This is a genomic window from Roseobacter sp. MED193 (assembly GCF_000152965.1).
Taxonomy (GTDB): Bacteria; Pseudomonadota; Alphaproteobacteria; order Rhodobacterales; family Rhodobacteraceae; genus Pseudophaeobacter.
In genome coordinates, this window is record NZ_CH902583.1 from 2,008,971 (window position 1) to 2,033,050 (window position 24,080).

At 61.9% G+C, this 24,080-nt stretch carries 31 protein-coding genes, 2 tRNA genes and 1 pseudogene; 23 read left to right on the forward strand and 11 right to left on the reverse strand.

The window, feature by feature from the left end; translation table 11 throughout:
• Positions 1–2: 2 nt before the first annotated feature.
• Positions 3–389 (reverse strand): annotated as a pseudogene (locus MED193_RS11995) (LexA family protein); the annotation flags it as partial.
• Between the two features lie 291 nt (positions 390–680).
• Between MED193_RS11995 and MED193_RS12000 the strand changes: the two are divergent.
• On the forward strand, positions 681–1,943 hold the full coding sequence (locus MED193_RS12000; protein WP_009809999.1) for a site-specific DNA-methyltransferase: 1,263 nt from the start codon (positions 681–683) through the stop codon (positions 1,941–1,943).
• Positions 1,944–2,158: 215 nt separating this feature from the next.
• Here the strand turns inward: MED193_RS12000 and MED193_RS12005 are convergent, their stop codons facing one another.
• From MED193_RS12005 to MED193_RS12015, 3 genes are read right to left on the reverse strand one after another with little or no spacing between them, the layout of a single operon-like run.
• Complete coding sequence (locus MED193_RS12005; protein WP_009810000.1) at positions 2,159–2,731, reverse strand: DUF3489 domain-containing protein; 573 nt, start codon at positions 2,729–2,731, stop codon at positions 2,159–2,161.
• A gap of 35 nt (positions 2,732–2,766) precedes the next feature.
• Entirely contained in the window at positions 2,767–3,234 is a 468-nt protein-coding gene (locus tag MED193_RS12010; RefSeq protein WP_254655453.1) for a hypothetical protein, read from the reverse strand.
• A 14-nt stretch (positions 3,235–3,248) separates the two neighbouring features.
• Positions 3,249–3,467, reverse strand: coding sequence for a hypothetical protein (locus tag MED193_RS12015; protein WP_009810002.1), 219 nt, complete (start codon positions 3,465–3,467; stop codon positions 3,249–3,251).
• Between the two features lie 120 nt (positions 3,468–3,587).
• On the opposite strand from MED193_RS12015, the gene MED193_RS12020 reads away from it, so the two are divergent.
• The 12 genes from MED193_RS12020 to MED193_RS12075 all read left to right on the forward strand — a co-directional run bounded on the left by MED193_RS12020 (position 3,588) and on the right by MED193_RS12075 (position 13,223).
• Positions 3,588–4,148 carry a hypothetical protein gene (locus MED193_RS12020; protein WP_009810003.1) on the forward strand — a complete coding sequence of 187 codons (561 nt, stop codon included), beginning with the start codon at positions 3,588–3,590 and terminating at the stop codon, positions 4,146–4,148.
• A 64-nt stretch (positions 4,149–4,212) separates the two neighbouring features.
• Positions 4,213–4,455 (forward strand): type II toxin-antitoxin system Phd/YefM family antitoxin, encoded by a 243-nt coding sequence (locus MED193_RS12025; RefSeq protein ID WP_009810004.1) that lies wholly within the window; start codon positions 4,213–4,215, stop codon positions 4,453–4,455.
• A complete protein-coding gene (locus tag MED193_RS12030) occupies positions 4,455–4,856 on the forward strand; it encodes a type II toxin-antitoxin system VapC family toxin (RefSeq protein ID WP_009810005.1) in 402 nt (133 codons plus the stop codon). The genes MED193_RS12025 and MED193_RS12030 overlap by 1 nt, the downstream gene beginning before the upstream one ends.
• 49 nt (positions 4,857–4,905) lie before the next feature.
• Positions 4,906–6,891, forward strand: a complete 1,986-nt coding sequence (locus MED193_RS12035; protein ID WP_009810006.1) for a phage terminase large subunit family protein — start codon at positions 4,906–4,908, stop codon at positions 6,889–6,891.
• Positions 6,892–6,893: 2 nt separating this feature from the next.
• Positions 6,894–7,103 (forward strand): phage head-tail joining protein, encoded by a 210-nt coding sequence (locus tag MED193_RS12040; RefSeq protein WP_009810007.1) that lies wholly within the window; start codon positions 6,894–6,896, stop codon positions 7,101–7,103.
• Entirely contained in the window at positions 7,103–8,614 is a 1,512-nt protein-coding gene (locus MED193_RS12045; RefSeq protein WP_009810008.1) for a phage portal protein, read from the forward strand. The genes MED193_RS12040 and MED193_RS12045 overlap by 1 nt, the downstream gene beginning before the upstream one ends.
• Positions 8,614–10,032 carry a S49 family peptidase gene (locus MED193_RS12050; protein WP_009810009.1) on the forward strand — a complete coding sequence of 473 codons (1,419 nt, stop codon included), beginning with the start codon at positions 8,614–8,616 and terminating at the stop codon, positions 10,030–10,032. The genes MED193_RS12045 and MED193_RS12050 overlap by 1 nt, the downstream gene beginning before the upstream one ends.
• Positions 10,033–10,119: 87 nt before the next feature.
• A complete protein-coding gene (locus MED193_RS12055; RefSeq protein ID WP_039966152.1) occupies positions 10,120–10,500 on the forward strand; it encodes a head decoration protein in 381 nt (126 codons plus the stop codon).
• Positions 10,501–10,568: 68 nt separating this feature from the next.
• Positions 10,569–11,591, forward strand: coding sequence for a major capsid protein (locus MED193_RS12060; RefSeq protein WP_009810011.1), 1,023 nt, complete (start codon positions 10,569–10,571; stop codon positions 11,589–11,591).
• 11 nt (positions 11,592–11,602) lie between these two features.
• Positions 11,603–11,914 carry a hypothetical protein gene (locus MED193_RS12065; protein ID WP_009810012.1) on the forward strand — a complete coding sequence of 104 codons (312 nt, stop codon included), beginning with the start codon at positions 11,603–11,605 and terminating at the stop codon, positions 11,912–11,914.
• Positions 11,911–12,555, forward strand: a complete 645-nt coding sequence (locus tag MED193_RS12070) for a DUF6441 family protein (protein WP_009810013.1) — start codon at positions 11,911–11,913, stop codon at positions 12,553–12,555. Before MED193_RS12065 ends, MED193_RS12070 begins: the two co-directional genes overlap by 4 nt.
• 248 nt (positions 12,556–12,803) lie before the next feature.
• Positions 12,804–13,223, forward strand: a complete 420-nt coding sequence (locus MED193_RS12075) for a hypothetical protein (protein WP_009810014.1) — start codon at positions 12,804–12,806, stop codon at positions 13,221–13,223.
• A 9-nt stretch (positions 13,224–13,232) separates the two neighbouring features.
• Here MED193_RS12075 and MED193_RS12080 read toward each other — a convergent pair.
• Positions 13,233–13,319 (reverse strand) — tRNA-Leu (locus MED193_RS12080).
• Between the two features lie 2 nt (positions 13,320–13,321).
• Positions 13,322–13,398: transfer RNA gene (locus tag MED193_RS12085), tRNA-Ile, on the reverse strand.
• A gap of 42 nt (positions 13,399–13,440) precedes the next feature.
• On the opposite strand from MED193_RS12085, the gene MED193_RS12090 reads away from it, so the two are divergent.
• Positions 13,441–13,863 (forward strand): hypothetical protein, encoded by a 423-nt coding sequence (locus MED193_RS12090; RefSeq protein ID WP_009810015.1) that lies wholly within the window; start codon positions 13,441–13,443, stop codon positions 13,861–13,863.
• 4 nt (positions 13,864–13,867) lie between these two features.
• Here the strand turns inward: MED193_RS12090 and MED193_RS12095 are convergent, their stop codons facing one another.
• A complete protein-coding gene (locus MED193_RS12095; protein ID WP_009810016.1) occupies positions 13,868–14,089 on the reverse strand; it encodes a hypothetical protein in 222 nt (73 codons plus the stop codon).
• Between the two features lie 145 nt (positions 14,090–14,234).
• On the opposite strand from MED193_RS12095, the gene MED193_RS12100 reads away from it, so the two are divergent.
• The 3 genes from MED193_RS12100 (at position 14,235) to MED193_RS12110 (ending at position 16,087) form a co-directional block, all read left to right on the forward strand.
• Positions 14,235–15,176 (forward strand): phage tail tube protein, encoded by a 942-nt coding sequence (locus MED193_RS12100; RefSeq protein WP_039966154.1) that lies wholly within the window; start codon positions 14,235–14,237, stop codon positions 15,174–15,176.
• A gap of 195 nt (positions 15,177–15,371) precedes the next feature.
• The gene (locus tag MED193_RS12105; protein ID WP_009810018.1) at positions 15,372–15,746 is read left to right on the forward strand and encodes a hypothetical protein; all 375 of its coding nucleotides are present in this window, start codon (positions 15,372–15,374) and stop codon (positions 15,744–15,746) included.
• A gap of 83 nt (positions 15,747–15,829) precedes the next feature.
• On the forward strand, positions 15,830–16,087 hold the full coding sequence (locus MED193_RS12110; RefSeq protein ID WP_254655454.1) for a hypothetical protein: 258 nt from the start codon (positions 15,830–15,832) through the stop codon (positions 16,085–16,087).
• Here MED193_RS12110 and MED193_RS12115 read toward each other — a convergent pair.
• Both MED193_RS12115 and MED193_RS23340 read right to left on the reverse strand, forming a co-directional pair.
• Complete coding sequence (locus MED193_RS12115; protein WP_009810020.1) at positions 16,058–16,348, reverse strand: HigA family addiction module antitoxin; 291 nt, start codon at positions 16,346–16,348, stop codon at positions 16,058–16,060. The genes MED193_RS12110 and MED193_RS12115 overlap by 30 nt on opposite strands.
• 10 nt (positions 16,349–16,358) lie before the next feature.
• Positions 16,359–16,640, reverse strand: a complete 282-nt coding sequence (locus tag MED193_RS23340; RefSeq protein ID WP_009810021.1) for a type II toxin-antitoxin system RelE/ParE family toxin — start codon at positions 16,638–16,640, stop codon at positions 16,359–16,361.
• A 47-nt stretch (positions 16,641–16,687) separates the two neighbouring features.
• On the opposite strand from MED193_RS23340, the gene MED193_RS12125 reads away from it, so the two are divergent.
• The 6 genes from MED193_RS12125 to MED193_RS12150 are packed head-to-tail and all read left to right on the forward strand — an operon-like array spanning position 16,688 to position 23,544.
• Complete coding sequence (locus MED193_RS12125) at positions 16,688–19,099, forward strand: phage tail tape measure C-terminal domain-containing protein (RefSeq protein ID WP_009810022.1); 2,412 nt, start codon at positions 16,688–16,690, stop codon at positions 19,097–19,099.
• Positions 19,096–19,689, forward strand: coding sequence for a hypothetical protein (locus MED193_RS12130; protein ID WP_009810023.1), 594 nt, complete (start codon positions 19,096–19,098; stop codon positions 19,687–19,689). The genes MED193_RS12125 and MED193_RS12130 overlap by 4 nt, the downstream gene beginning before the upstream one ends.
• Positions 19,689–20,249, forward strand: a complete 561-nt coding sequence (locus MED193_RS12135) for a hypothetical protein (RefSeq protein ID WP_009810024.1) — start codon at positions 19,689–19,691, stop codon at positions 20,247–20,249. The genes MED193_RS12130 and MED193_RS12135 overlap by 1 nt, the downstream gene beginning before the upstream one ends.
• Positions 20,249–20,653, forward strand: coding sequence for a hypothetical protein (locus MED193_RS12140; RefSeq protein WP_039966857.1), 405 nt, complete (start codon positions 20,249–20,251; stop codon positions 20,651–20,653). The genes MED193_RS12135 and MED193_RS12140 overlap by 1 nt, the downstream gene beginning before the upstream one ends.
• A gap of 3 nt (positions 20,654–20,656) precedes the next feature.
• Positions 20,657–23,314 carry a phage tail protein gene (locus MED193_RS12145; protein WP_009810026.1) on the forward strand — a complete coding sequence of 886 codons (2,658 nt, stop codon included), beginning with the start codon at positions 20,657–20,659 and terminating at the stop codon, positions 23,312–23,314.
• Positions 23,314–23,544 carry a hypothetical protein gene (locus MED193_RS12150; protein ID WP_009810027.1) on the forward strand — a complete coding sequence of 77 codons (231 nt, stop codon included), beginning with the start codon at positions 23,314–23,316 and terminating at the stop codon, positions 23,542–23,544. Before MED193_RS12145 ends, MED193_RS12150 begins: the two co-directional genes overlap by 1 nt.
• Here MED193_RS12150 and MED193_RS12155 read toward each other — a convergent pair.
• Both MED193_RS12155 and MED193_RS12160 read right to left on the reverse strand, forming a co-directional pair.
• Complete coding sequence (locus tag MED193_RS12155; RefSeq protein WP_009810028.1) at positions 23,538–23,831, reverse strand: type II toxin-antitoxin system RelE/ParE family toxin; 294 nt, start codon at positions 23,829–23,831, stop codon at positions 23,538–23,540. The genes MED193_RS12150 and MED193_RS12155 overlap by 7 nt on opposite strands.
• Positions 23,821–24,066 carry a type II toxin-antitoxin system Phd/YefM family antitoxin gene (locus MED193_RS12160; protein WP_009810029.1) on the reverse strand — a complete coding sequence of 82 codons (246 nt, stop codon included), beginning with the start codon at positions 24,064–24,066 and terminating at the stop codon, positions 23,821–23,823. Before MED193_RS12160 ends, MED193_RS12155 begins: the two co-directional genes overlap by 11 nt.
• Positions 24,067–24,080 lie beyond the last annotated feature (14 nt).

Below are 24,080 nucleotides of genomic sequence, written 5' to 3' on the forward strand. Positions count from 1 at the left end.
GATCACCGCAGGCAATGACGTCGGATGCTGTTGGTCACCACACCCCAAATCTCACATCCCTCTTCATCGACCGGGATATTGGGAAAGGCCGCATTCTCGGCCTGCAAAGCCCAGCCCTCCGGCCCAGCTTTCATCAACCTTTTGACCGTCAGATCCCCATGCAACACCGCAATAACCACATCTCCAGCCACAGGCGTGATCGAACGATCTATAACCAGAATATCCCCATCAAAAATTCCAGCATCCCGCATCGACTCCCCACTCGCACGCACAAAAAAAGTCGCCGCAGGCCGGCGGATCAGATGCTGATTGAGATCGAGCTTCCCCTCCAAATGATCCTCAGCAGGGCTTGGAAAGCCTGCGGGCACCCTGCTGCTGAACACAGGAAGGAAACAAACCGAGGGATCGTCAGAGGGCGTGTACATGATGAGATGATCGTTGAGACTCGAAGTAAGAACATAAAGTGAACATGTAGGAGCAGATTCGTCAATCTCAGAGCAGGCAATTTCCAATTGACATTTCTAGCCCCCTTGACGTACCCCTTGATCATCGAAGAATTGCGCTCGAAAGGATAACCCTTGCGGGCGCTTTTGTTTTTCCGACATCGCGATTGCTGACGACCCCATGGTATGGGGTTTAGCTTCGGCATGCATCGCCCTTGCCAGTGAGCCCCCTACCCCATGGACCTTGTCTTTGCGCCGCGCCAGATTGAACTCTGGCCGATCGAACAGCTGCGCCCTTATGCGAAGAACGCTAAGATCCATGGTGAGGCGCAGGTGGCGAAGATCGCAGCGAGCATGGCGAAGTTCGGCTGGACCGTCCCGTGTCTGGTGGCAGACGACGGTGAGTTGATTGCGGGCCATGGGCGTGTATTGGCTGCCGGCGCGCTGGGCCTCACTGAGGCGCCTGTCATTCGGCTCGGCCACCTCGACGACGCGGAGCGCCGCGCCTACCGTATTGCCGACAACAAGCTGACCGAGCTCGGCGACTGGGACGAGGCTGTCCTACGCGATGAGATCGCGGGGCTCTTGGCCGACGACTTCGACCTCGATCTGCTGGGGTTCTCAGACGAGGATCTAGACGCCCTCCTTCAAGATCCTGACGCGCTGGACGGCGACAGCGCTGCCGAAGGCGAGAATGATATCCCAGAGCCCCCGGTGACGCCGGTATCAGTTTCCGGAGATCTCTGGCAGCTGGGCTCACATCGTCTGGTCTGCGGGGACAGCACCAGCGCCGATGTCGTGGGCCGCCTCCTGGGCAGCGTCAAACCGCTCCTCATGGTGACCGATCCCCCCTATGGCGTGGAGTATGATCCGTCATGGCGCAACCAAGCTGGGGCAGCCAAGACCAAACGCACCGGCAAGGTGCTGAACGACGACCGCGCGGACTGGCGCGAGGCTTGGTCCCTTTTTCCTGGCGATGTCGCCTATATCTGGCATGGCGCTCTGCATGCAGCGACTGTCGCAGACAGTCTGACCGCCGCGGGCTTTGCCATACGCTCCCAAATCATCTGGGCCAAGGACCGGCTGGTACTGAGCCGCGGCGATTATCATTGGCAGCATGAGCCCTGCTGGTATGCGGTGCGCGCCAAGGGCAAAGGTCACTGGGCGGGGGATCGCAAACAGACGACACTCTGGCAGATTGCAAACAAAGATCAGGATGCCGAGACCGTACATGGCACTCAGAAGCCAGTAGACTGCATGCGCCGCCCGATCCTCAACAACTCAAACCCCGGCCAAGCTGTCTATGAGCCCTTCATGGGATCCGGCACCACGCTGATCGCAGCAGAGACGACAGGACGTATTTGTTATGGAGTGGAGCTGAACCCAGCTTATGTCGATGTGGCTATCGAGCGCTGGCAGGCCTTTACAGGCGAAGAGGCCGTGTTGGCAGGTAGCGGTGAGACATTCGCAGTGCTTAAATCCAAGCGGATCGCGGCCTGATACAATCGCGCCGTCGCTCCCTCATTGAGGCGATCACCAATGTCATCGTCGGCTATGTGCTAGCCGTCATCACCCAGACCATCATATTCTCATGGTTTGGACTTCAAGCCGGACTCGGTTAGACCCTCGCAATCGGCTCTGTATTCACCGGTATCTCGCTTATCCGGAGCTATACGCTGCGCCGGCTATTCGAGCTATGGCGGTGAGATATCCGCTCAAGCCGTGTCGAGCTTGTAAACAGTCCCCCGCTCGGGGTGTTTATGGGAGGTGATGGACAGGCCCAGCTTTTTTTTAAGGGCGCCGGAGATCGTCCCTCTGGCCGTGTGTGGCTGCCAAGATGTGGCGACGACGATTTCCGCGATGGAGGCGCCGTCGGGGCGCTGGAGCATCTCAATCAGCATCGCCTGTTTTGTGCCCTGTCGGATGGACGCCAGCTTCTGACACGACGCCGCATCCGCCGTTGGGATATTGCCTTCCGGCGCCCGCGTAGTTGCCTTGCGGATCTTGCTGATCGTGCTGGCTGCAATCGGTTCTATCTCGATGGCCTCCAGCCCCGCTTCGGTCGCAATCAGCGTGGTACCGTGACCATCGCCGGCCTCGCGCCAGAGCGGTTCTTTGCGAAAGAGGTTGGCCTCGACCTCTTCGAGCCATCCCCGCTCGATCATCTTGGTCACTGTCATCTTGGCGGCAGCACCAGCCAAGCCTTTGGGCAGGGGCATGGCCAAGTTGCCGGCCCGGCAGGCCGCGCAGTTGAGGATAATAGATTGGGTCTCAGTGAGCTTGGGCATTTTGGCCTCCGTGTGAGTGGGGTGCAATTTTGGGATCAGCCGACCTCTTCCATCGCGGCCATAACCGCGAAGTGCTGCACCCAGCCGGTCAGGTAAGGCAGCCCGACGGGGATCCCCTCCTCACGCTGAGTTCTGGAGCTAATGCGCCAGTCCTGCCATTTGGCGATTGTGGTGGTTATGGCAACCTCACTGTCCGCTGTGCTGCCCTGTAGGGCTCCGACGACATCATCGGCAAAGTGCCGACCCCAGCGGCTGTCGAGAAAGTCACGGATGCCGCGCATGTCCTCCTCGCTATCGGCGCCAATGGCCTCGGCGACCAGGCGGGAGGTGAGCGTCCAGACCTCAACGCTGCGGCGGTCTCGTTCAGGGCAGCGCGTCATGCTGCCGAAGAAGCCGTCGTCTTCATTGCGGCTGGGAAGAATGGCGGGCGTGGTCATCTCAGAAGCCTTTCTAGGGAGGGGTGCGGGTTGGGTCAGGGTCGCAATCTGTGCGCGTGTCCTCATGGCTCTGCCCTCCATCAGATCACTTGCAGTTCAGCCAAAACCGCCGCGGCGGCGACCAGCTGAGCCGTGGGCAGCTCGATCTTGAGATGCGAGATCACGTCACTGGCCTCGGCGTTTATGCCGTCCTTGCGCAGCGTTACCTCGATGACCTCCGCGACGGCGTCCGGTCGTGCGCGGTCAAAACGCTCCGGCAGCGTGCTATGGTCGATGCGGATAGTGGTGATGGCGGTCATGGCGTAGCTCCAATCAGGCTGTTTGCGTGATGTAAGAATCGCTCGACGCCGCAATACAATCAACTCAAATAGACGTTTTTAGTTGTTTATTTACAATATGTTGAGGCAACATAAAGCGTCATGGAGGGTCTATCTGAACGCGCCTATGCAGAGCACGCTGGGATCTCCCGCGGGGCTGTGCAGAAGGCCCGCAAGACCGGGCGGTTGGTGCTCTTTGCCGATGGCTCAATCAATGCAGCCGCATCCGATGTGCGTCGGAAAGCCTCAACAGATCCAGATCAGCAGATGCGCGCGCAGGGAGGGTTAGCCAATAGCAGTGGGAACGATGGCCCCAGCGTCTCAGGCAGTGGCGATAGCACCTCTTACCTAAAAGCCCGCACGGCCCTGACCGTTTACCAGGCGCAGGAACGCCAACTGTCGATCCAAAAGAAGAAGGGCGTGCTGGTGGATCGTGCACGCGCCGAAACACTGGTGTTTCGCCTCGTTCGCCAGGAACGCGATGCCTGGGTCACCTGGCCCACACGTGTCGCGGCGCTGATGGCCGCGCAACTGTCCGCAGATATGGAGAAGGCATCTGGCAAGGCGGTGACGATCGAGACTGCGATCTTGCAGAGGGTATTGGAAACCCATGTCCGAGAGCAGCTCGACGCCCTAGCGGATCTCAGGGTGGGATTGGAGTGAGCAAATTTGACAATACTTCACCTCACACCTATATCTAGCTAGATAGATAGCTAGGATCAAGCTCATGTGGACATTGCAGGACGCCAAAAACAAGTTCAGTACAGTCGTCGATGCCGCTTTAGCCGGCATCCCCCAGGAAGTGACACGACGCGGAAAATCAGCTGTTGTGGTCCTATCAACCTCAGAATACCGATCTCTACTAGCTGACGCGCAGCGTTCTAGGGGGTCGTTTGTTGACCATTTGCTCGCATTCCCTGCGGAGGATATCGAGCGTGCACAAGTTAAACCCCGGCCCGTCGACTTCTAATGTATGTACTCGACACAAATGTGCTCTCAGCTCTTCGCCGGCCCAATCGAGCACCGCAGGTTGCACAATGGTTGCGTAGCAAGCCTGAGGACCAGCTGTTTCTGAGCGTGATTACCATCGGTGAAATCGAGCGTGGGATCGCTCAACAAGGAAGTCGCAATCCTAGCTTTGCTACGGATCTCCGATACTGGATAGACCGCACCACTCTTCTATTTGCGGATCGGCTCCTTTCTTTTGGTGCAGATGATGCGCGGATTTGGGGACAGCTTTCAGCGCGGCTTGGCCACAATGGGGCAGATCTACAGATTGCTGCCACTGCGCTTGTACATGGCGCAACAGTCGTTACCGGCAATGTGAGTGACTTTGAGCCAACTGGCGTGCAAATCGAAGACCCATTTTAACCTTAGAATAGAGCCCTGAAACGCCCCCGAAGAAAACGGGAAACAGGGCATGAATGACAATCCGTCTCCAACTGTGGACCTGACCAGGGGCCTTGACCTCGCCTTTGACGGCGCTGAGGATATCCTGCGGGCCTGGCGCCGGGCCATGCGGCCTGACCCGGACCTGACGGTGTCCGAGTGGGCAGATAAGCACCGCAAGCTGTCCTCTCGGGCCTCAGCCGAACCTGGTCAATACCGCACGACCCGCACGCCATACCTGCGCGAGATCATGGATGCGCTGAGCCCGGGCCACCCCGCGCAGCGGATCAGCTTCATGAAGGCCGCCCAGGTCGGAGCGACGGAAGCGGGCAACAACTGGATAGGCTTTGTCATCCACCACGCTCCAGGACCGATGCTCGCCGTGCTGCCCACGGTGGAGATGGCCAAGCGCACTTCGCGGGGCCGTATCGATCCGCTGATTGAAGATAGCCCTGCACTTAAGGAACGTGTGCAGCCAGCACGGTCGCGCGATGCTGGCAATTCGATGCTGTCCAAGGAATTCCCAGGTGGGATCCTGGTGCTGACCGGGGCGAACTCGGCCACCGGCCTGCGCTCCATGCCCGCGCGCTATATCTTTCTTGATGAGGTGGATGCCTATCCGGCCTCCTCTGACGAGGAGGGTGACCCTGTGACGCTGGCTGAAGCGCGCACCACCACCTTCGCGCATCGGCGCAAGGTGTTCATGGTGTCGACGCCCACAATACGCGGTCTCTCACGCATTGAGCGAGAGTTCGAAGCCAGTGACCAGCGACGGTATTTCGTGCCATGTCCTCATTGTGGTCACATGCAATGGCTGCAGTTCGAGCGATTGCGCTGGAACAAGGGCAACCCGGAAACTGCGGCCTATGCCTGCAAGGGATGCGAGCAACCCATTGCTGAGCACCATAAGACACAGATGCTTGAGCGGGGTGAGTGGCGCGCAACTGCTACCAGTTCTGATCCAAACGCGATCGGGTTCCACCTCTCAGCGCTTTATTCGCCGATCGGCTGGAAGAGCTGGGAGCAGATCGCCCGCGAGTGGCTGGCCGCTCAAGGGTCAGATGAAATGCTGCGCGCGGCGCGGAACACGCTCCTCGGCGAAACCTGGGTTGAAAGCGGCGATGCCCCGGAATGGCAGCGCCTTGCAGATCGTCGTGAGGTCTTCCCATCACAGATTCCAATGGGAGGCCTGTTCCTCACCGCCGGGGTTGATGTGCAGAAGGACCGCATCGAGGTGGATGTCTGGGCTTGGGGCCGTGGCTTGGAAAGCTGGCTTGTGGATCACATCGTCATTCCAGGTGGGCCCGGCGCCCCCACCTGCTGGGAGGCGCTCACCGAATTACTCAGCCGCACCTGGGTGCATGAGAACGGTGCCGTCATGCCACTGGCGAAACTCGCGATCGATACCGGATATGAGACAGCGGCTGTTTATGCCTGGGCACGGGCGCAGGGCATCTCGCAGGTGGCGCCGGTCAAAGGTCTGGAAGGCTTCAACCGCGCCACGCCTGTGTCGGGCCCAACCTTCGTCGATGCCACGGTGAATGGGCGCAAGCTCAAGCGCGGAGCGCGGCTTTGGACGGTGGCCACCGCCACATTCAAAGCAGAGACCTATCGGTATCTGCGGCTCGAGCGACCGTCCGAGCCAGACGCGCCGATACCGGCAGGTATGATCCATCTCCCCGACTGGATAGACAGCGAATGGCTCAAACAGCTGGTGGCCGAACAGCTGGTCACGATCCGCAACAAGCGCGGGTTTGCCCGCCAAGAGTGGCAAAAGCTGCGTGAGCGCAATGAGGCGCTGGACACACGGGTCTATGCCCGCGCCGCCGCGTGGATTCTTGGCGCTGATCGTTTTGACGAGAAGATGTGGCGACAGTTGGAGAAACAGGCGGGCGTGGAGACGGCCGCCCCCTCGCAAACTATCGAGCCCGAGAAACCGACAGAGCCCCAAGCCGGGCGGATCGCAACGCCCCGGCGGCGAGGCTGGAAGATCAGCACGCCCAGATACATGGAGTGACGATGACCCTCGACGAGCTAAAACTCCGTCATAGCGCACTTCTAAGCGCGCGCTACAGCGGCACGCGGTCTGTGAGCTATGACGGGAAAACCGTCACCTATGGCACCGACGCTGAACTGGCGGCTGCGATCAGTGATGCAGAGCGACGCATTGCAAGGTTGGACCGTGGCACCGGGCGCGTTCTACGCCCGCATGCGGTGAAGGATCTGTGATGAACTGGCGACAGCGCATTGGCGCTTTCATTGGCGGGTTTGATGCAGGTCAGCATCACAGGCGCCTGCGCGGCTTCCAAGCGACGCGTGCCCATGTCAATGCGCTGATTGCGGCGGCAGGGCCCGATATTACCGCCCGCGCGCGCTGGCTGGTGCGCAACAATGGTTATGCCGTGAATGCTGTTGAGAGCTGGGCCGCCAATACTGTGGGCGATGGGATCAAGCCGATCTCGAAGATCGTGAACGCTTCCCAAAAGGAAGAATTACAACGTCTTTGGCTGACATGGACCGATGAGGCAGATGCCGAAGGGCTGACCGATTTTTACGGGTTGCAGCGCCGTGCGGCGCGTGAGGTGTTCATTGCGGGAGAAGTGTTTTTCCGGGTTCGCCCACGGAGGGCAGAAGACGGCCTCACCGTGCCGCTGCAACTGCAGATGCTGCCTTCAGAAATGCTGCCGCTGCATGAAACAGGCGTGGCAAGGAATGGTAACGCGATCCGCCAGGGCATCGAGTTCGACCGGATCGGGCGGCGTGTGGCCTATCACTTCCTGCGCCGTCACCCGGGTGACAGCACCGATCCTGGACTGTCTGGAGAAACCACCCGAGTGCCGGCCTCGGAGATCATTCATGTGATCGACCCGGTGGAAGGTGGTCAATTGCGGGGTGTTTCAAAACTGACCCCCGCGATCGTAAAGCTGTTCTTGCTGGACCAGTATGACGACGCCGAGCTCGACCGCAAAAAGGTCGCGGCGATGTATGCGATGTTCGTGACTTCCCCTGCCCCGGAGAACCCGCTTGCGCCCCTGGACGATGAGGAGATGCCCGCTGGCGTCGAGATCAGCCCGGGTCAGATTGTACGGCTGGATCCAGGCGAGGATGTCACCGTCGGCCAGCCCGCAGACAGCGGCGCCACTTATGAGCCATTCCAGTACCGCACGCTGCTGCAGATCGCTGCGGCCTTGGGTATCCCCTACCCCTATCTCACCAATGACATGGTGAAGGGGAACTTCTCGAACTCACGCCTCGCCCTGATCGAATTCCGCCGGCGCGTCTCGGCCTGGCAGCACTCAGTGATGGTCTATCAGCTCTGTCGACTGGTCTATGCGCGCTGGCTGGATCTCGCGGTACTATCGGGTGCGCTGACCCTGCCCGGCTACGAAGCGGACCGCCCACGCATGCTCGCGGCCGATTGGCTGCCCACGAAATGGGACTGGGTCGACCCGCTCAAAGACGCCAATGCTGAAATCGCCCAGATCGAAGCGGGGCTGAAATCCCGCACGCAGGCGATTGCCGAGCGCGGCTATGATGCTGAACAGGTCGATCGCGAAATCGCCGCAGAGAGGTCGCGCGAGCGCGCGTTGGGGCTGGATTTCCGTCGCCCCGGGTCTCCAGCACAAGGGGTGCAGGCGCTGCCAAGCACCACCGAGGATCCGGACCCTGTATCGCGTGGCGACACCGACAGCACAGATGACGCGGAAGATCGACCACGAACAGACGAGGACCAACCCTGATGCTCCATGCCCGCATTGCCGCACGCGCCTTCAACACTCCGCTGCTCGTTGAACCCACCAAGGCGATGGCGTTTCTATCGGGGCTTGGGCCACGCATTCTAGGGCGGCAGGTTGAGATGGTGGACGGCGACGACGCTGCAGCTGGCACCGCCACCCTGCCTGCCCGTGCCGGCATCCTGGCTGGTCGCCTGACCGAAAGCCTTCAGCAACATGGCGATGCGCCGTACCCAATCGTGGACGGCATCGCCGTCATCGAGATCTCTGGCGTTCTCATCCATCGCGGAGGCTGGATCGGGCAGTCCTCGGGCCAGACCAGCTATGAGGGGATCGCGGCACAGATTGAGGCGGCCGCGCGCGATGCGTCGGTGCGGGCGGTGGCGCTCGAGATCGACAGCTTTGGCGGGGAAGTGGCCGGCGTCTTTGACTTGGCGGACCAGGTCCGGGCCCTGCGTCGAGATAAGCCTGTCTGGGCCTTCATTGCCGAACACGCATTCTCAGCCGGCTATGCCTTGGCCTCACAGGCCGACCGGATCCTCCTGCCCCGCACCGGCACTGTCGGCAGTATCGGCGTCGTTGTGATGCATGCCGATCTCAGCGGACAACTGGATCAGGACGGGGTGCGCGTGACTATGATTCATTCCGGCCAGCACAAGGTCGATGGCAATCCCTATGAGCCGCTCCCCGAGAGCGTGCGGGACGACATCCAACGTGAGATAGACGTGTTGCGCTTTCTCTTCGCAGAGACCGTCGCCGCCGGCCGAAGCGGTCTACTCAGCCAAGACGCCGCCCTGGCGACCGAAGCTACAACCTATCGCGGGTCCGACGCAGTCGCCGCAGGCTTGGCCGATGAAGTTGTCGATCTCACCCGGGGCTTTGCTCGCTTCAGAGACAGCCTGTCTATCCCCTCTTCCACCGCGCGACTGCCCCGCGCCACTCATCCCCAACCAAAGGAGGCCGCCATGAGCGCCAATACAGATGCCGCAGAGACAAGTCCTGAAATCCCTGACACCGAAGACACCGTGCAGGCGAGCCAGGACGAACACCCCGATGCACTGGAAGAGGACCGCGACATGCAGCAGGACGCATCAGTGCCTGCTGCTGCAGCGCCTTTGACCGCGCCGATCGCGGCGCAGCAGAGCAATCTTGCAGAGGTGTCAGCGCAACTGCGCCAGGAAGCGGCGGAGATCACCGAGATCGCAGCGCAGGCCGGACGCCTCGGCATCGCGATCGACGCTGCGAAAGCCCTGCGCGAGGGGACCAGCCCCGAAGCCCTGCGTCGGTTGGTTCTTGATCAAGCCAGCGCTGCGGCCGACGCACGCGACATTGTCGCCGCCCCACCCTCACCTGTCCTGCCCAAATCCGTAGAAAGCCCGATTGTGGCGGCTGCCAAACGGTCTGCCTCAGGTGCGAAGATCTAAGACTACCCTCGACTCTTCGCACCCACCTTGGCCCCCATCGCGCATGCGGTGGGGGCTTTCTTTTGACCTATGTTCTGGAGATGACCCATGTCTGTCCTGACCCAACCGTCCACTATGGGCGATGTCCTCAAATATGAGCTGAACCCCAACTATATCCGCGAAACCGTGACCCTGCTTGCCGGACATGCCTACCCGGTTGGTGCCGTCCTCGGGCGCATCACCGCCAGTGACAAGTACAAGTTCGCCACATCGGGCGGCACCGATGGCGCACAAACTGCCGCGGCCGTGCTGCTTTACGCTGTAGATGCCACGCTGGCCGATGCGGTGGGTATCGTTGTGGCCCGTGGGCCGGCAATCGTCTCGCGCGCCGCTCTTACCTATGATGGCAGCGTCGATGACGCCGCCAAGATCACCACCAAACTCGGCCAGCTGGCCGAGCTGGGTATCATCCCCCGCGAGACCGCCTGATCTGGCGGATCGCTCATTCCCCCACCGTGCTCGCACGCGTTACCCCCCTCATTCCCCGGAGTTCCCCCATGACCCTCACCCGCAACCCGTTTGACGCGGGCGGCTATTCGCTCGCCGAGATGACGCAGGCCATCAATATCCTGCCCAATCTCTACACCCGCCTCGGTCAGATTGGCCTCTTTCGCTTTGAAGGGGTCACACAACGCTCCATCGTGATTGAACAGCGCGAAGGTGTGTTGAGCCTTCTGCCCTCGGTCCCGCTTGGCGCACCGGCCACGGTTGGAAATCGCGAGACCCGCGAGATGCGCAGCTTTGCCCTGCCCTGGATCCCGCATGACGACGTGATCTTGCCTGCCGATATCCAAGGCATGCCGGCGCTGGGCGCCTCAGACGCCGCCGATACGCTGGTCGAGACGATGAACCGCAAGCTGACGCTCATGCGGCGCAAGCACGCCCAGACCCGCGAATATATGGAGATGAATGCTCTGCGCGGCATCGTCAAAGACGGCGCGGGCACCACCCTATATAATTACTTCACCGAGTTCGGGCTGGAAAAAATCTCGGTCGACTTCGTATTTGGCACCGCCGGCACCAATATCCAAGGCAAGGTGCGCACCGTCTTGCGCGGCATCGAGGACAATCTTCTGGGCGAGACCATGACCACCGCGCATGCGTTGGTCAGCTCGGAGTTCTTCGACAAGCTGATCAGCCACTCCAAGACTGAGGACGCCTACAAGTTCTACTCGGCCACTGGCGGCCAGCCACTGCGGGATGACATGCGCCGCGCCTTCCCCTTCGCGGGTATTCTCTTTGAGGAATATAACGGCTCGGTCACCCTCTCAAACGGGACCTCTGAGCGTCTGATCCCGGCGGGCGAAGGCATCGCCTTCCCTCTTGGCACCTTTGATACCTTCACCACCTATGGCGGGCCGGCCAACCTCTTGGAGACCGCCAACACCGTCGGTCTACCACTCTATGCACGCCAAATGATTGACGCCAAAGGCCGCTGGATTGATCTGATGACCGAGAGCTCGATCCTGCCGGTCAACAAGCGGCCGCGTCTCGCGATCCGCCTGCACAGCTCGAACTAAGGCTGCGGCGGATGACTGCCTTTGCAGACGCGCTCGGGGTGCTGTTTACGGATCCGAACCTCTCGATCGAGCTTTGGCACCGGGACAGTGAGGGACAGTTCACGCGCACCCGGGGGATCCTGCGCCGCCCGGACGAGATGACCTCGTTTGGGGCAGCGCGGCTACTCTCGGAAACCACAAGAATTGATGTTCGAGCGAGAGATATCCCTGCCCCCCGCCCCGATGAGCAGATCCTGATCGAGGAAGACACCTTCCTCATTCAAGGCGAGCCCCAGCGCGATCGGGAACGCCTCATCTGGACGCTTGAGTTGGTGCCGGCATGAAGCTGGATGTGAAGATCAGCCCGGACATTGCCAAGATGATGGCCGCTGAGGTGAAGGCGGGCGAGCGGGCGGTGACGGCTGCCATGTCGACCGCCTCGCAGGGCCTTAAGCTCAAATGGCGCGGCCAGATCACGGGCGCGGGTCTGGGCCGCCGGCTGGGAAATAGCATTCGCTCGCAAGTTTACCCAAAGGGTGACACCAGCCTGAACGCGGCCGGCCTGGTCTGGTCCAAGGCGCCGCACATCATCGGTGCCCATGACTCCGGGCCACTGATCCGGTCTCCGAATGGGTTTTGGCTAGCGATCCCATTGCCGGCCGCCGGGCGCGGGATGAGGGGGCGCAAGATCACGCCGCTGGCCTGGGAGCGCAAGACGGGCATGAAGCTGCGTTTTGTCTATCGCAAGGGCAAGCCTGGGCTTTTGGTAGCGGACAAGGCGCGGATCTCGAAGGCGGGCACCGCGGCGCAATCGCGCGCCAAGACGGGCCGCAATCAGGTCACGGCTCCGATCTTCGTTCTGGTGCCGCAGGTAAAGCTCAAAAAGCGGCTCAATCTGGACAAGCCGGCGCGGGCCGTGGCGGGTCGGATCCCGAGCCTGATTGTTGAGAAATGGGTTGAGTGGCGTGTGGGTCGGATTGGATAGTACTCGCTGACAAGGTCATCGTGATGTTTTATAGACACCTGAAGTTGGAACCTGTTCACTCTGGATCTTGGCTGTGTAAATCTGCCTCGCGCTCCATACCCATATGGCAAGGGAGGCGCGCAATCTTCTAGACAAATAAGCGGGGCTTCCTGACTTGTCTGCACCAATCGAAAGGCAAAAACGTGTCGAGCTTGATATCGCTAAGTGACTTTGCGTCAGAAGTAGATCGTCCGGAAAGCTTGATCCGGATGTTGGCAAAATCTTGGGATATCCCATTAGGTGAGACAACAGTACCGCTGCAGTCTGCAATTCGCTTGGTACGCCTGTTTGAGAGCCGTCATAGCTCTAGCATGGATGAGGCGGAACATTGCCGTAAGGCCTTGGATCGCGCCAAAGAGCGTGAACTGGAGTTGCATATTGCAATTGATATCCTGAAACGCGAACGGACCTCGCTCGAGGAGCGCCTTAGGGAAAATCGCGTTTATCTTGGTCGCGCTGAGGCCCGAGCAGATCGCCTGGAAGGCAAGCTGCATGAAATGTCACAGAGCTTGGCTTACCTCGTGGATCAACGCGATCGCATCTTTGCAAGGGATGTGATGCGCAGCCAAGTGCATGAACAAATCCAAGATGGTCGCTCTATATTGGTGCTCTCTCATCCGGTTGCTTGACCGCGTGTCTGGTGCCCCCTGCCAGACTCGAACTGGCACGGCCAATTTGGCCAGGAGATTTTAAGTCTCGTGTGTCTACCATTCCACCAAGGGGGCTTTGGTAGGTCCGGCAGGACTTGAACCCGCAACCAAAGCGTTATGAGCGCTATGCTCTAACCAATTGAGCTACAGACCCACTGGATGGGTATTTGGCGTATTCTGCCGCGGAGCACAAGCGATGCCCACAATCCGAGAAACCATCCTCACCGCGTTGCACGCGCGGCTCTCAGCATTGCCTGCCACCGCTCTGCGTGGCGAGGTGCTGCCCGAGCGCGTACCTGCGAACGGTTTGTTGATCATGCGTGACGGTGATCCTGGCGAGCCGGAGGTGACCATGTCGCCGCTTGCCTATCACTACGAGCATAGGGCGGAGGTCGAGGTCGTGGTGCAGGGTACGGGCGATCGGGACAAGATGTTTGATGAATTGATCGCGTCTTTGGGCGTGGTCTTGGCGGCGGATCGCACATTGGGCGGTCTTTGTGATTGGGTGGAGCCTTCGGCGCCTGAGCCGGTGGATCTGCCTGTGGAGGGCGCGGCCAGCCTGAAGGCGGCGGTGATCCCGGTGATGTTGCACTATTGGACCAGCGATCCGCTTGCCTGAAGGACTACTGTTTACTGCGTTTATTTGGATCGGCCCCCAGCAACAAAAGCAACAGACAGGCCAATACCGGAGAAAACAGCAGGCTAAGAAGCACCCACCCAAATGCGCTTCTGCCCCGCTTTGTGGCCATATCGGCCGGAAGCAGGATGTAAAACCAAATCACCAGGTAGAAAGCGAGTCCAGCAATGGCGAGAAACAGAAACGCTGCAATTGGGTCATCGCTCATTGGCGGCTGTACTCCTCTTTCCCACTGGGGCGCCGATGCTTGGCTCAAACCTACTTAGATAACCAACCAATCTGTTCAGCCTAACGAAACACAGACGGCCAATGAATGGCGATCTTAAACATAATCATCTTCAAGGAGAGAACCAATGGGACGAGCCCAAGGGGCGCGGTCGCAGATGGCGCTGGCGTTTGAGACGACATATGGCACGCCGCCGGCGAGCGGTTTTGCGCGGATGCCGTTCGCATCCACCACGCTGGGGGCGGAGCAGCCTCTGCAAGAGTCGGAGCTTCTGGGCTATGGCCGGGATCCGCTTGCGCCGCAGAAGGACGCGGTCACGGCGGATGGCGACGTGGTTATCCCGATCGATGCTGAGGCTTTCGGCTTTTGGCTGAAGGGTGCCTTTGGTGCGCCGATCACCACGGGGACGGAAGCGCCTTATTCCCACGAGTTCCGCTCGGGGAGCTGGGACCTTCCGAGCTTCTCGATCGAGACGGCCATGCCCGAGGTGCCGCGCTATGCGATTTATGCGGGCTGCAAGGTGGATTCCTTGAGCTGGCAGATGGCGCGTTCGGGGCTGTTGACCGCGACGGCGAGCCTTGTGGCGCAGGGCGAGGAAATCGCCACCACCAGCCAGGCTGGCACGCCTGCGGAGCTGACGCTGCAACGGTTTGGGCATTTTAACGGGTCTGTGAAGCGCAACGGGGTTGCGATCGGCAATATCGTTTCGGCTGATATCAGCTATGCGAACAACCTTGATCGCATCGAGACGATCCGGGCAGATGGCAAGATCGACGGGGCCGATCCTTCTGTGGCCGCGCTCACCGGCAACGTGGCCGTGCGCTTCTCGGATCAGACGCTGGTTAACCAGGCGATCACTGGTCAGGCCTGCGAGCTGGAGTTCTCGTATGCGCTGCCCACCGGCGAAAGCCTGACGGTGACGGTGCATTCGGTCTACCTTCCGGTTCCGCGTGTGGAGATCAACGGGCCGCAGGGCATTCAGGCAACGTTCGACTGGCAGGCCGCGAAGGACGCCAGCGAGGGCCGCATGGCGACCGTCACTCTGGTAAACGATGTGGAATCCTATTGATCCACAAAGGCAATCTTTCGATATGTTGCGCTGAGCTGTTGCTGGGGGCATGCTCTTAGGTGAACCGCTGCTCGGTTCAAGCCACGCGGCCAGCCCAACGGTCGCACCTAGGAGATGTTACCCCCAGTAACAAGTCTTATCTCCACGCGCCGCTCCCTTCCTCGTGAGCGGCGCTTTTTTTGGGACACACTGAAAATGTTGAAACTCTCTTTAAAGAGCGAGCCAAGCTGGCTCGATCTGGGCCATGGCGTGCGTCTATTCGTGGAGCCTTTGTCCAGTGCGATGATGCTGGCCGCGCGCAGTGATCCGGCGGTGCGCGCCTTGGCCGGTGCTCCGGCGCAGGATGACGAGGATGTGGTGCAGGATGAAGCTGTCGCTGTTGTCGTGGCAAAGGCGCTTGCGCGGCTCGTGGTAAAGGACTGGGAGGGCGTTGGCGATGAGGCGGGTGAGCCGATCGCTCTGACGCCGGAAGGTCTCGATGCGCTTTTGGATATCTGGCCTCTCTTTGAGGCCTTCCAGACGCGCTATGTCGCCGGCGCGATGTTGCTGGATGCGGAAAAAAACGGCTGACCGCTCTCGCCGACTGGGAGTTCGGCGGGGGCGGTGAGTATTGCGCAGGTTGTTCCGGGGTCTGCGCAGATTGCCCGTCTGTGGTGAATGCGCCGCAGACGCTCGAGGGCTGGCAGGTTTGGGACCTTGTGCAGCGGCTTGGGGGGCAGGTGCGGCTGGTGGCCGGCGCCAGTGGTGGCGCGGTCACCGGCTGGGATATGAGTGCAGCCTTGCAGTTGGGTGCGGCGCTCGGGGTTGCACCGCGGGTGATTGCGGAGCTGTTGCCGGCGATTGAGGCGGTGATGGTGCGCAAAGTGAACGAGCAGATTGGCTCAGGCAGCCTCGAGGGGTTTAATCCCTGAGACGTCAATGCACTCACGCGCCCGGGCAAGATCCCAAGCGCGCTGGAGGTTCATCCAGTATTCCGGCGTTGTCGAGAAAAACCGTGCGAGGCGCATGGCGGTATCAACCGTAAGGGCATTATCCCCTTTGATCAGCCGTTCAATACGGGTGCGGGGCACGTTGAGGCGCGACGCCAGCGTAATCGCGCTCATCTCGAGCGGAGCCAGATAAAGCTCAGCCAAGACGTCGCCGGGATGGGATGGGTTGGTCATCAAACTCATGTCTTGCCTCCTAATGATAGTCTATGATCTCGACCTCTGCAGGCCCCTGATCGGTCCAGATAAAACAGATGCGCCATTGTCCGTTGAGGCGCACCGAATGTTGTCCAGCGCGGTTTCCGCTCAAGGCTTCCAGATGGTTGCCCGGTGGAAACCGCAAATCCTCAAGAACGACCGCAGCGTCCAATGCCGAGAGCATGGCCCGGGTCCGCTTGATCAGATCAGACGGGAACCTTTTGCCGTAGCGATCCTGTATTGCGCCCGCAGCGAGCTTTCCACGTGTGCTGATGATCATGCCGTCATGTATCACGACGCGATACACAATTCAAGGAGACGCGTGTAATGGCAACAAAACAAGTCTCCGTGCGGCTTGTGGCCTCTGGCGGGCGGCAGGTGCGCGGCGATCTTGAGGGGGTCGGCAAGTCTGGCGCTAAGGGCATGCAGCGCTTGTCGCGCGAGATGGACGCGGCCAACAAGCGCATGGCGGCTTTTGCGCGTCGGGCGCGGGTTGTGGCTGCGGCTGCAACGGCGGCGGTTGCGGCGGCCGGCGTGGCGATGGTGCGCAATGGGCTACAGACCATCGATGCGCAGGCCAAGCTGGCGCAGTCGCTCGACACCACGGTGGCCAGCGTGCAGGTGCTTGAGCGCGCGGCCGAGCTGTCTGGTTCCAAGATGGCGGATCTTGAGGCGGGCTCGGCACGTCTGACGCGGCGCTTGTCTTTGTTTGCCTCCGACGGCAGCGGGCCGGCGGCCAAGGCGATCGAGCGATTGAACCTCAACGCCGAGGAGCTGTTGCGGATGCCGCTCGACAAGCGGATCGAGACGGTGACCAATGCCATTCGCGAGAATGCGGATGCGTCCGAGCAGGCGGCGCTGTTCTCGCAGTTGTTCGGTGATCGGGGCTTTGTGGCGTTCCAGCGGCTTGATAGCGCCACGCTGCGCCAGGCCACCAAGGATCTGCAGGACTTCGGTGCGATCGTGTCGGACAGCGATGCGGACCACATCGAGCGGACCAATGATGCGCTGTCGCGGCTGGGCCTGATTGGTCGCGGGGTTGCAAATCAGATTGCGGTGGCGGCCGCGCCGGCGCTTGAGCGACTGGCCGATGGGGTTGCGGCCGCGGCCAGTGTGACCGGGCCTCTGGGGCAGGCAATCAAAGGGCTGATCGGCAACCTCGACCGGATCTTGATCTATGCTGGCACCTTTGCCGGGTTCCTTGCAGGAAAATGGGTGGCCGGCATGGCCGCGGCGGCGCTGTCGGTGCGCGGTCTTGCGACGACGCTCGTGGTCTTGAAGGGTGCGCTCATTCGCACTGGTATCGGCGCGCTGGTCGTTGGGGCTGGTGAGTTGGTCTATTGGTTCACCAAGCTGGCAAGCGGCGCGGGTGGCTTTGGCGAGGCGATGCGCTTGCTGACGGATTTGGCCTCAGAGGTCTGGACGAAGGTCTCGCTTTCGGCTCAGTCGGCTTGGGCCGGTGTTGAGGCGTCCTGGGCTGATGCGCAGGCGGTGATCCTCGATGGGTTCCAGTCTGCGGTCGATGGCGCGACGGATTGGGCCAATGGCACGGTCAACACCTTCGAAGGAGGGTTCCTCGCGGTGCAGGCCATTTGGGAGGCGTTGCCTGGCGTGTTTAGCCGGATCGGTGCGCTGGCCATCAATGGGCTTGTGGCGGCGATGGAGACCGGGCTCGAAGGCCTGACCGAAGGCGTGAACGCGCTGCTGACCTTGGGCGGCCGGCGGCCAGAGTGGGCCATCGAGGCGCCGGATCTGTCGGAGTGGAAAGCCACGGTGCCCGAGGCCACCAATTTGGGCGAGGCCGCGCGGGAGGCTTACGAGAAAGCCTTTTCGGATGTGCCGTTTGAGGCGCCGCAGATGTTCGACGGCATGGCCGAGGATGCGCGCATCCGGGCGTCGGGCTACCGGGAGGCGGCGCGCATGCTGAGCACCGCCGCGTCGGGTCCGATCACCGCCTGGCAGGCGCTCAAAGACGCCATGACCGGGGCGGGCGATGAGGGCGCGGCGGCGCTCGATGAGGCGGCGGCCTCGGCCGACAAGGTCACCGCGGCTCTGACCAAGGCGGGCGGCGCGGCGAAGGACACCAAGGAGGCGCTCTCTGGCTTCCAGGCTGTGGGCCAGAGCCTGAAGGACTACGCCGCGACGGCGATGGATTGGGGCAAGGGGCTGGGGGAGACGCTGACCGGCGCGTTCAGCGGCGCTGAATCTGCGTTCCGCAGCTTCGTGGAGACGGGCAAGCTGGACTTCAAGAGCCTGGTGCGTTCGATCCTCGCGGATCTGGCCGTGCTGGCGTTCAAGAACGCGGTATTGGGTCCGATCGCAAATGCGCTTTCGGGCGTGTTCGGAGGTGGGTCTGCGCCTGTGGCAGTCTCGCATAATGGGGGCATGGTCGGGATCTCTGGCATGTCGCGGCGGGTGCCGACGGCGGTGTTTGCCGGGGCGCCGCGCATGCATGGTGGCGGCACCGTGGGGCCGGTTGGCTCCTGGGCCGGGCTGCGGCCGGATGAGGTGCCGACAATCCTGCAACGCGGGGAGCGGGTGCTCAATCGTCGCGAGGCGGCGTCTTATGCACCGGGGGGTGCTTTGAGCGCTGGCGTGTCGATCGCGATCGATGCGCGCGGGGCGCAGATGGGCGTGGCCGAGCAGATCGATCAAAAACTCCGCGCGGCTTTGCCGGAGATCAAGCGGGTTGCGATCCAGAGTGTGAGTGATCGCCGGCAGCGGGGGTATGCGGTATGAGCGAGCTTCCTTTGACGCTGGTGGAATCGATCGAGCGGCGCTTGGCGACGGCGGTCTCGGCGCAGACCTCGCCGTTTACCGGCAGCCAGCAGATCCAGGACTGGGGCGGTGAATGGTGGGAGGTCACGTTTGATGTGGCGCTCACCAAGGGGCGAAATGGCCGGCGACTGTCGGCCTTCTTCACAGAGCTTGGCGGCGTGCGGGGCTGGTTCACCTTACGCGATCCTTCGGCGGCGCGTCCTGATCTTGCCGCGATGGATATTGCGGTGGCGGGCGTCGGGCAGTCGGGCAACACGCTTGTCACCTCGGGCTGGGACGCGGAGGCTCTGGCGCTTGAGGCAGGGGACTTCTTCTCACTCGGAACGGGCCAGGATATGCGGCTGCATATGGTCACCGAGGACGTGGTGGCCGATGCCAGTGGGGTTGCGGTTTTGACTTTCACGCCGCGCCTGCGCCAGTCGCCGGTTGACATGAGCCCGGTTGAGGTTGCCGCGCCCGGCGGGGCGCTGCGTTTGACGCAGCCGGTGCCGACGCGGATCAGCCGGGCTGACAGTTTCCGCTTCTCTGTCACGGCTCGGGAGGCGCTTTGATGTCGCGTGAGTTCACGGCAGCGGTCGGCGCGGCACTTGAGGCGGGCGAGCTGCGTCTGGTTTTGCTTTTTGAGGGCGAGTTCGCGACCGGTTGGGTGCGGCTTTGGACCGGCGTTGGCGAGGTTGCCTGGAATGGCGAGACGTGGCTTGGGGCTGGCAGCTTGCTTGGCATTGGGCCGATCGAGGAAACGCAGCAGGTGGTGGCGAATGGCACCACGGTGTCGCTCTCGGGTGTGCCGCTGGAGCTGGTGGCATTGGCCATCGATGAGGCGCGCCAAGGCAAGCCGGGCCGGGTGTGGCTTGGGCTGTTGACGGAGGCCGGTGAAATCATCGCGGATCCGGTGCGCGCCTTCACCGGGAGGCTCGATGTGCCGGAGGTGGTGGATGGCGGGGATACCTGCACGGTGACCATCTCCTATGAGAACCGGCTGATTGATCTCGGGGCGGCGCGCAATTGGCGCTACACGCATGAAAGTCAGCAGGTGCTGGCGCCGGGTGATCGTGGCTTCGAGTTTGTCACGACCATTCAAGACAAAGAGATCAAGTGGGGGCGCGGGTGATGCGCGTTTCGAATTGGGAAACCCGGCTTGCGCAGGCGGTCGAGGCCGCGCGGGATCTTCCCTTTGCCTGGGGTAGCCATGATTGTGCGACCTGGGCCTTTGATGTGGTGCGGGATCTGAGTGGTGGCGCGGATCACGCAGCACTATGGCGCGGCCGCTATCGGACGGCGCTTGGCTCGCACCGCGTGATGCGCCGGCTCGGCTGGGACTTGCTTGAGGAGGGCGTCCGCGCGCTTTTGGGGGATCCGCTCGCCACACCGCTTTTGGCGCAGCGGGGGGATATGGTTTTGGGCGGTGCGGATCCGGCGTTTGGCATCTGCATCGGCGCGCGTGCGGCATTTGTGGGTCCAGAGGGGCTGACCTTTCTGCCGCTGTCTGCGTGCCATCTGGCCTGGAGGATCTGAGACATGCCACAGGTGGCGATTGGTGCGATTGCGGTCGGGGGTGCCTCGATCGCAGCCGGCGGTTTTGCCGCGGCGATGGCCGCGGGCGGCCTGATCGGCTTTGCGGCGCAGTTCGGGGTCTCGATGCTATTGTCGGGGGCGTCGGCAGCCTTGATGGGCACGCCGTCGCTTGGGCCGCGCACGGTGAGCGTGCGTGAGCCGGTGCGGCCGCGCGAGATGGTCTATGGCCGGGTGCGCAAAGGCGGCACGATCGTGTTCATCCACGAAGCCGGTGATGACAACAAGTATCTGCATTTGGTGATCGTGCTGGCCACGCACCGTGTGAAGTCGATTGGCGCGGTCTACTTCGATGGCGAGATGGCGATCGATGAGAGTGGCACGGCGCTGGATCGCTGGGAGGGCAAGGTGCAGATCGAGAAGCGGCTGGGCCTTTCGGACCAGAGCGCGTTTGTGCTTGAGGAAGAGACGCCTATTGATCCGCCTGTCGCCTATGGGCCGCCGTGGTATGAGGCCTTGCCGCAGGAGCCGTTCGCAGAGCTGAGCGAGGAGGTCTCCGAACATTGGGGGCCAGATCATCGCCTGGACGGCTGTGCCGCGATCCATCTGCGCCTGACACATAGCGCCAAGGCGTTTCCTGGCGGAATCCCGAGCATCTCTGTCGATGTCGAGGGTAAGGACGACATTCTTGATCCGCGCACGGGCGAGCGGGGCTACACCGAGACCGCTGCGCTCTGCGTAGCGGATTACATGAGCCATGCTGTTTTTGGGCTTGGGGCCGAGATCGGCGCAGAGGATGGGATCGAGACCGCGTCTCTGATCGAGGCGGCCAATATCTGCGATGAGCCGGTGACGCTGGCCTTGCGCGAGGGCGAGGCGGAGGCCGGCACCGAGCTGCGCTATACCTGCAACGGCGTTGTGGTGCTTGATCAAACGCCGCAGACGCTCATCGAGGCCATGCTGACCGCGATGGCCGGGCGTTGCATCTGGCAAGGCGGGGCTTGGCGCATCCATGCCGGCGCTTACCGGGTGCCGGATGTGGCGCTCGGGGTGGATGATATCCGCGAGGGCGGCTTGGCGCTGACCACGCGGCAAAGCCGGGCGTCCAACTTCAACGGGGTGCGCGGCCAGTTTATCAGCCCGGAGAATGACTGGCAGCCGGATGACTTCCCGGCCTATTCCTCTGAGGTCTATGTGGCCGAGGACGGCGGCGAGAAGATTTGGCGCGATATCTCTCTGCCATTCACCATCTCATCTTCGACCGCGCAACGTATCGCCAAGATCGAGCTGGAGCGGCAACGCCGCCAGCAGGTGGTGAAGTGGTCGGGCAAGCTCAGCGCTTGGAAGGCGGCGGCCGGCGACACGGTGGAGGTGGACTACGCGCGCTGGGGCTTTGCGGGCAAACCGTTTGAGGTGCAATCGGCGCAGCTGGACCTGAGTGTGGTCGGTGATGGTGTCATGCTGGTGCCGGAGCTCATTCTGCGAGAAACCTCGCCGCTGGTCTATGATTGGGATGCCTCTGAGGAGCAGATCTACGCGGCTGCGCCGCGCACCACATTGCCATCCTCGGCATTCACTGCAGTGCCGGGTGCGCCGGAGCTCTCCGAGGAGCTCTACATCACGCGCGATGGTGGCGGTGCAAAGGTCTTGATCACCGCGTCGTGGGTGCCGGCGCCTTCGGCGTTTGTCGAAAGCTACCAGATCGAGGCGCGTCGGGACGGTGGAGAGTGGGTCGATTATGGGCGGCAAAGAAGCACGGCGCTGGAGATCCGCGATGCGAAACCGGGCCAGTGGGAGGTGCGGGTGCAGGCGGTCTCTGTTTTGGGTGTGCCGTCGGATTGGCGGGTCGGGTCTGCGGAGATCCTCGGGCTAACGGCACCGCCGGTGGCGCTGGAGAATGTGACGCTGCAGACGGCGGGCGGCTTGGCGATCCTCAAATGGACGCGGGCCGCGGATCCGGATGTGCGGGTTGCGGGGAACATTGTTATTCGCCACAGCGGCGAGACGCCGGCGACCTGGGCGAACAGCTATTCGATGGACCGGGTCGCGGGCTCGGAGGCGATTGCGGTGGTGCCGCTCAAACCCGGCACATACCTCATCCGCGCCGAGGACAGCGGCGGACGCCTCGGGCCGGTGACGGCGGTCGCGACCAAGGGGGCGCAGGCGATTGCCTTTGCGCCGGTCGAAAGCCTGCAGGCCGATGGCACGTTTCCAGGCTCCAAGACGGATCTGGTGGTCGACGGCACAAGCTTGCGCCTGGTGACGGCGGTGGACGGCTCAGGCGTGCCTTATGTGCCGGAGCCGGAAGGCCTCTATGAGTTCGGGGCTGGCATGGATTTTGGCGCGGTGCGTCGGATCCGGCTGCGCAGCGAGATCCGGGTCGCGGTCCTGGCGCTGGCGGACCTGATTGATGCTCGCCTGGAGCCCATCGACAGCTGGGCGGACTTCGATGGGGCTGAGGGCGCGGAGACGGATGTGGTGGTTGAGGTGCGTGAAACCGATGACGACCCGTCAGGCTCTCCGGTCTGGTCTGATTGGGGCCGGATCGACAATAGCGAGATCGAGGCGCGGGCGGTGCAGGCGCGCGCCTGGCTCAGAACGGCGGATGCCGCCTATACGCCGGTGGTCGCGCGCCTCCGGCTCCATGCAGACGAGGTGGCTTAATGGCCCAGACGTCCAGTTACGTGATTGAAAACGATGCCGGTCTTGCGGTGCGCCAGCGCATCAACGAGGTCTTGGCGGCGCTGCAATCGTGCAATGCCGGGGCGACGGCGCCGGTTCACACCCGGCCGGGCATGCTGTGGCTGGATACCGGTGCGGCGGTGCCTGTCTTGAAGATCCGCAATTCCACGGATGATGCCTGGGAGGAGTTCCTCGATGGCGGGACCTACTGAGGGGAGCTGCGCTTTTGGGCTGCCTTGTAAACCTGTCCCCGTTCACGTTTGCCGACCGCAACGACGGTCACGGTGATGCTGGTGTCCTGCACTGAGTAGACAAGACGATAACCGGCGCTGCGCAGTTTGATCTTGTAGTGCTGTTCCAACCCGTGCAGGCGATCGGCTGGGACATGGGGGTGTGACAGGCGTTCTGTGAGCTTCTTCTTGAACTGTCTCTGTACGGACGCTCCGAGTTTGCGCCATTCCCTCAAGGCTGACGGCAAGAACTGCAGCTCATAGCTCATCCAGCGTCACCTTGACCGGGGTCTCAGCAGACCGCGCGTTCACGAGATCGATCAGGGCGAGGTCGTCCAGGCGTTCCATCATCGCCTCATATTGCTCAGCGGGCACCATATAAGCCATCACGCGGTTGTGGTTGAGCACGGCGATGGATTCCCCATTGGCTTGCTCCAGCACGCTGGTGGGGCTTTTTTTGAGGTCAGAGACGCTCACGGCGACATTGGCTTCGACACGTTGCATGGCGGGGCTCCTGT

Coding starts and splice junctions, on each gene's coding strand:
- MED193_RS12000 (WP_009809999.1), top strand. CDS start 681: ATGGACCTTGTCTTTGCGCCGCGCCAGATTGAACTCTGGCCGATCGAA.
- MED193_RS12005 (WP_009810000.1), bottom strand. CDS start 2,731: ATGCCCAAGCTCACTGAGACCCAATCTATTATCCTCAACTGCGCGGCC.
- MED193_RS12010 (WP_254655453.1), bottom strand. CDS start 3,234: ATGAGGACACGCGCACAGATTGCGACCCTGACCCAACCCGCACCCCTC.
- MED193_RS12015 (WP_009810002.1), bottom strand. CDS start 3,467: ATGACCGCCATCACCACTATCCGCATCGACCATAGCACGCTGCCGGAG.
- MED193_RS12020 (WP_009810003.1), top strand. CDS start 3,588: ATGGAGGGTCTATCTGAACGCGCCTATGCAGAGCACGCTGGGATCTCC.
- MED193_RS12025 (WP_009810004.1), top strand. CDS start 4,213: ATGTGGACATTGCAGGACGCCAAAAACAAGTTCAGTACAGTCGTCGAT.
- MED193_RS12030 (WP_009810005.1), top strand. CDS start 4,455: ATGTATGTACTCGACACAAATGTGCTCTCAGCTCTTCGCCGGCCCAAT.
- MED193_RS12035 (WP_009810006.1), top strand. CDS start 4,906: ATGAATGACAATCCGTCTCCAACTGTGGACCTGACCAGGGGCCTTGAC.
- MED193_RS12040 (WP_009810007.1), top strand. CDS start 6,894: ATGACCCTCGACGAGCTAAAACTCCGTCATAGCGCACTTCTAAGCGCG.
- MED193_RS12045 (WP_009810008.1), top strand. CDS start 7,103: ATGAACTGGCGACAGCGCATTGGCGCTTTCATTGGCGGGTTTGATGCA.
- MED193_RS12050 (WP_009810009.1), top strand. CDS start 8,614: ATGCTCCATGCCCGCATTGCCGCACGCGCCTTCAACACTCCGCTGCTC.
- MED193_RS12055 (WP_039966152.1), top strand. CDS start 10,120: ATGTCTGTCCTGACCCAACCGTCCACTATGGGCGATGTCCTCAAATAT.
- MED193_RS12060 (WP_009810011.1), top strand. CDS start 10,569: ATGACCCTCACCCGCAACCCGTTTGACGCGGGCGGCTATTCGCTCGCC.
- MED193_RS12065 (WP_009810012.1), top strand. CDS start 11,603: ATGACTGCCTTTGCAGACGCGCTCGGGGTGCTGTTTACGGATCCGAAC.
- MED193_RS12070 (WP_009810013.1), top strand. CDS start 11,911: ATGAAGCTGGATGTGAAGATCAGCCCGGACATTGCCAAGATGATGGCC.
- MED193_RS12075 (WP_009810014.1), top strand. CDS start 12,804: ATGTTGGCAAAATCTTGGGATATCCCATTAGGTGAGACAACAGTACCG.
- MED193_RS12090 (WP_009810015.1), top strand. CDS start 13,441: ATGCCCACAATCCGAGAAACCATCCTCACCGCGTTGCACGCGCGGCTC.
- MED193_RS12095 (WP_009810016.1), bottom strand. CDS start 14,089: ATGAGCGATGACCCAATTGCAGCGTTTCTGTTTCTCGCCATTGCTGGA.
- MED193_RS12100 (WP_039966154.1), top strand. CDS start 14,235: ATGGGACGAGCCCAAGGGGCGCGGTCGCAGATGGCGCTGGCGTTTGAG.
- MED193_RS12105 (WP_009810018.1), top strand. CDS start 15,372: ATGTTGAAACTCTCTTTAAAGAGCGAGCCAAGCTGGCTCGATCTGGGC.
- MED193_RS12115 (WP_009810020.1), bottom strand. CDS start 16,348: ATGAGTTTGATGACCAACCCATCCCATCCCGGCGACGTCTTGGCTGAG.
- MED193_RS23340 (WP_009810021.1), bottom strand. CDS start 16,640: ATGATCATCAGCACACGTGGAAAGCTCGCTGCGGGCGCAATACAGGAT.
- MED193_RS12125 (WP_009810022.1), top strand. CDS start 16,688: ATGGCAACAAAACAAGTCTCCGTGCGGCTTGTGGCCTCTGGCGGGCGG.
- MED193_RS12130 (WP_009810023.1), top strand. CDS start 19,096: ATGAGCGAGCTTCCTTTGACGCTGGTGGAATCGATCGAGCGGCGCTTG.
- MED193_RS12135 (WP_009810024.1), top strand. CDS start 19,689: ATGTCGCGTGAGTTCACGGCAGCGGTCGGCGCGGCACTTGAGGCGGGC.
- MED193_RS12140 (WP_039966857.1), top strand. CDS start 20,249: ATGCGCGTTTCGAATTGGGAAACCCGGCTTGCGCAGGCGGTCGAGGCC.
- MED193_RS12145 (WP_009810026.1), top strand. CDS start 20,657: ATGCCACAGGTGGCGATTGGTGCGATTGCGGTCGGGGGTGCCTCGATC.
- MED193_RS12150 (WP_009810027.1), top strand. CDS start 23,314: ATGGCCCAGACGTCCAGTTACGTGATTGAAAACGATGCCGGTCTTGCG.
- MED193_RS12155 (WP_009810028.1), bottom strand. CDS start 23,831: ATGAGCTATGAGCTGCAGTTCTTGCCGTCAGCCTTGAGGGAATGGCGC.
- MED193_RS12160 (WP_009810029.1), bottom strand. CDS start 24,066: ATGCAACGTGTCGAAGCCAATGTCGCCGTGAGCGTCTCTGACCTCAAA.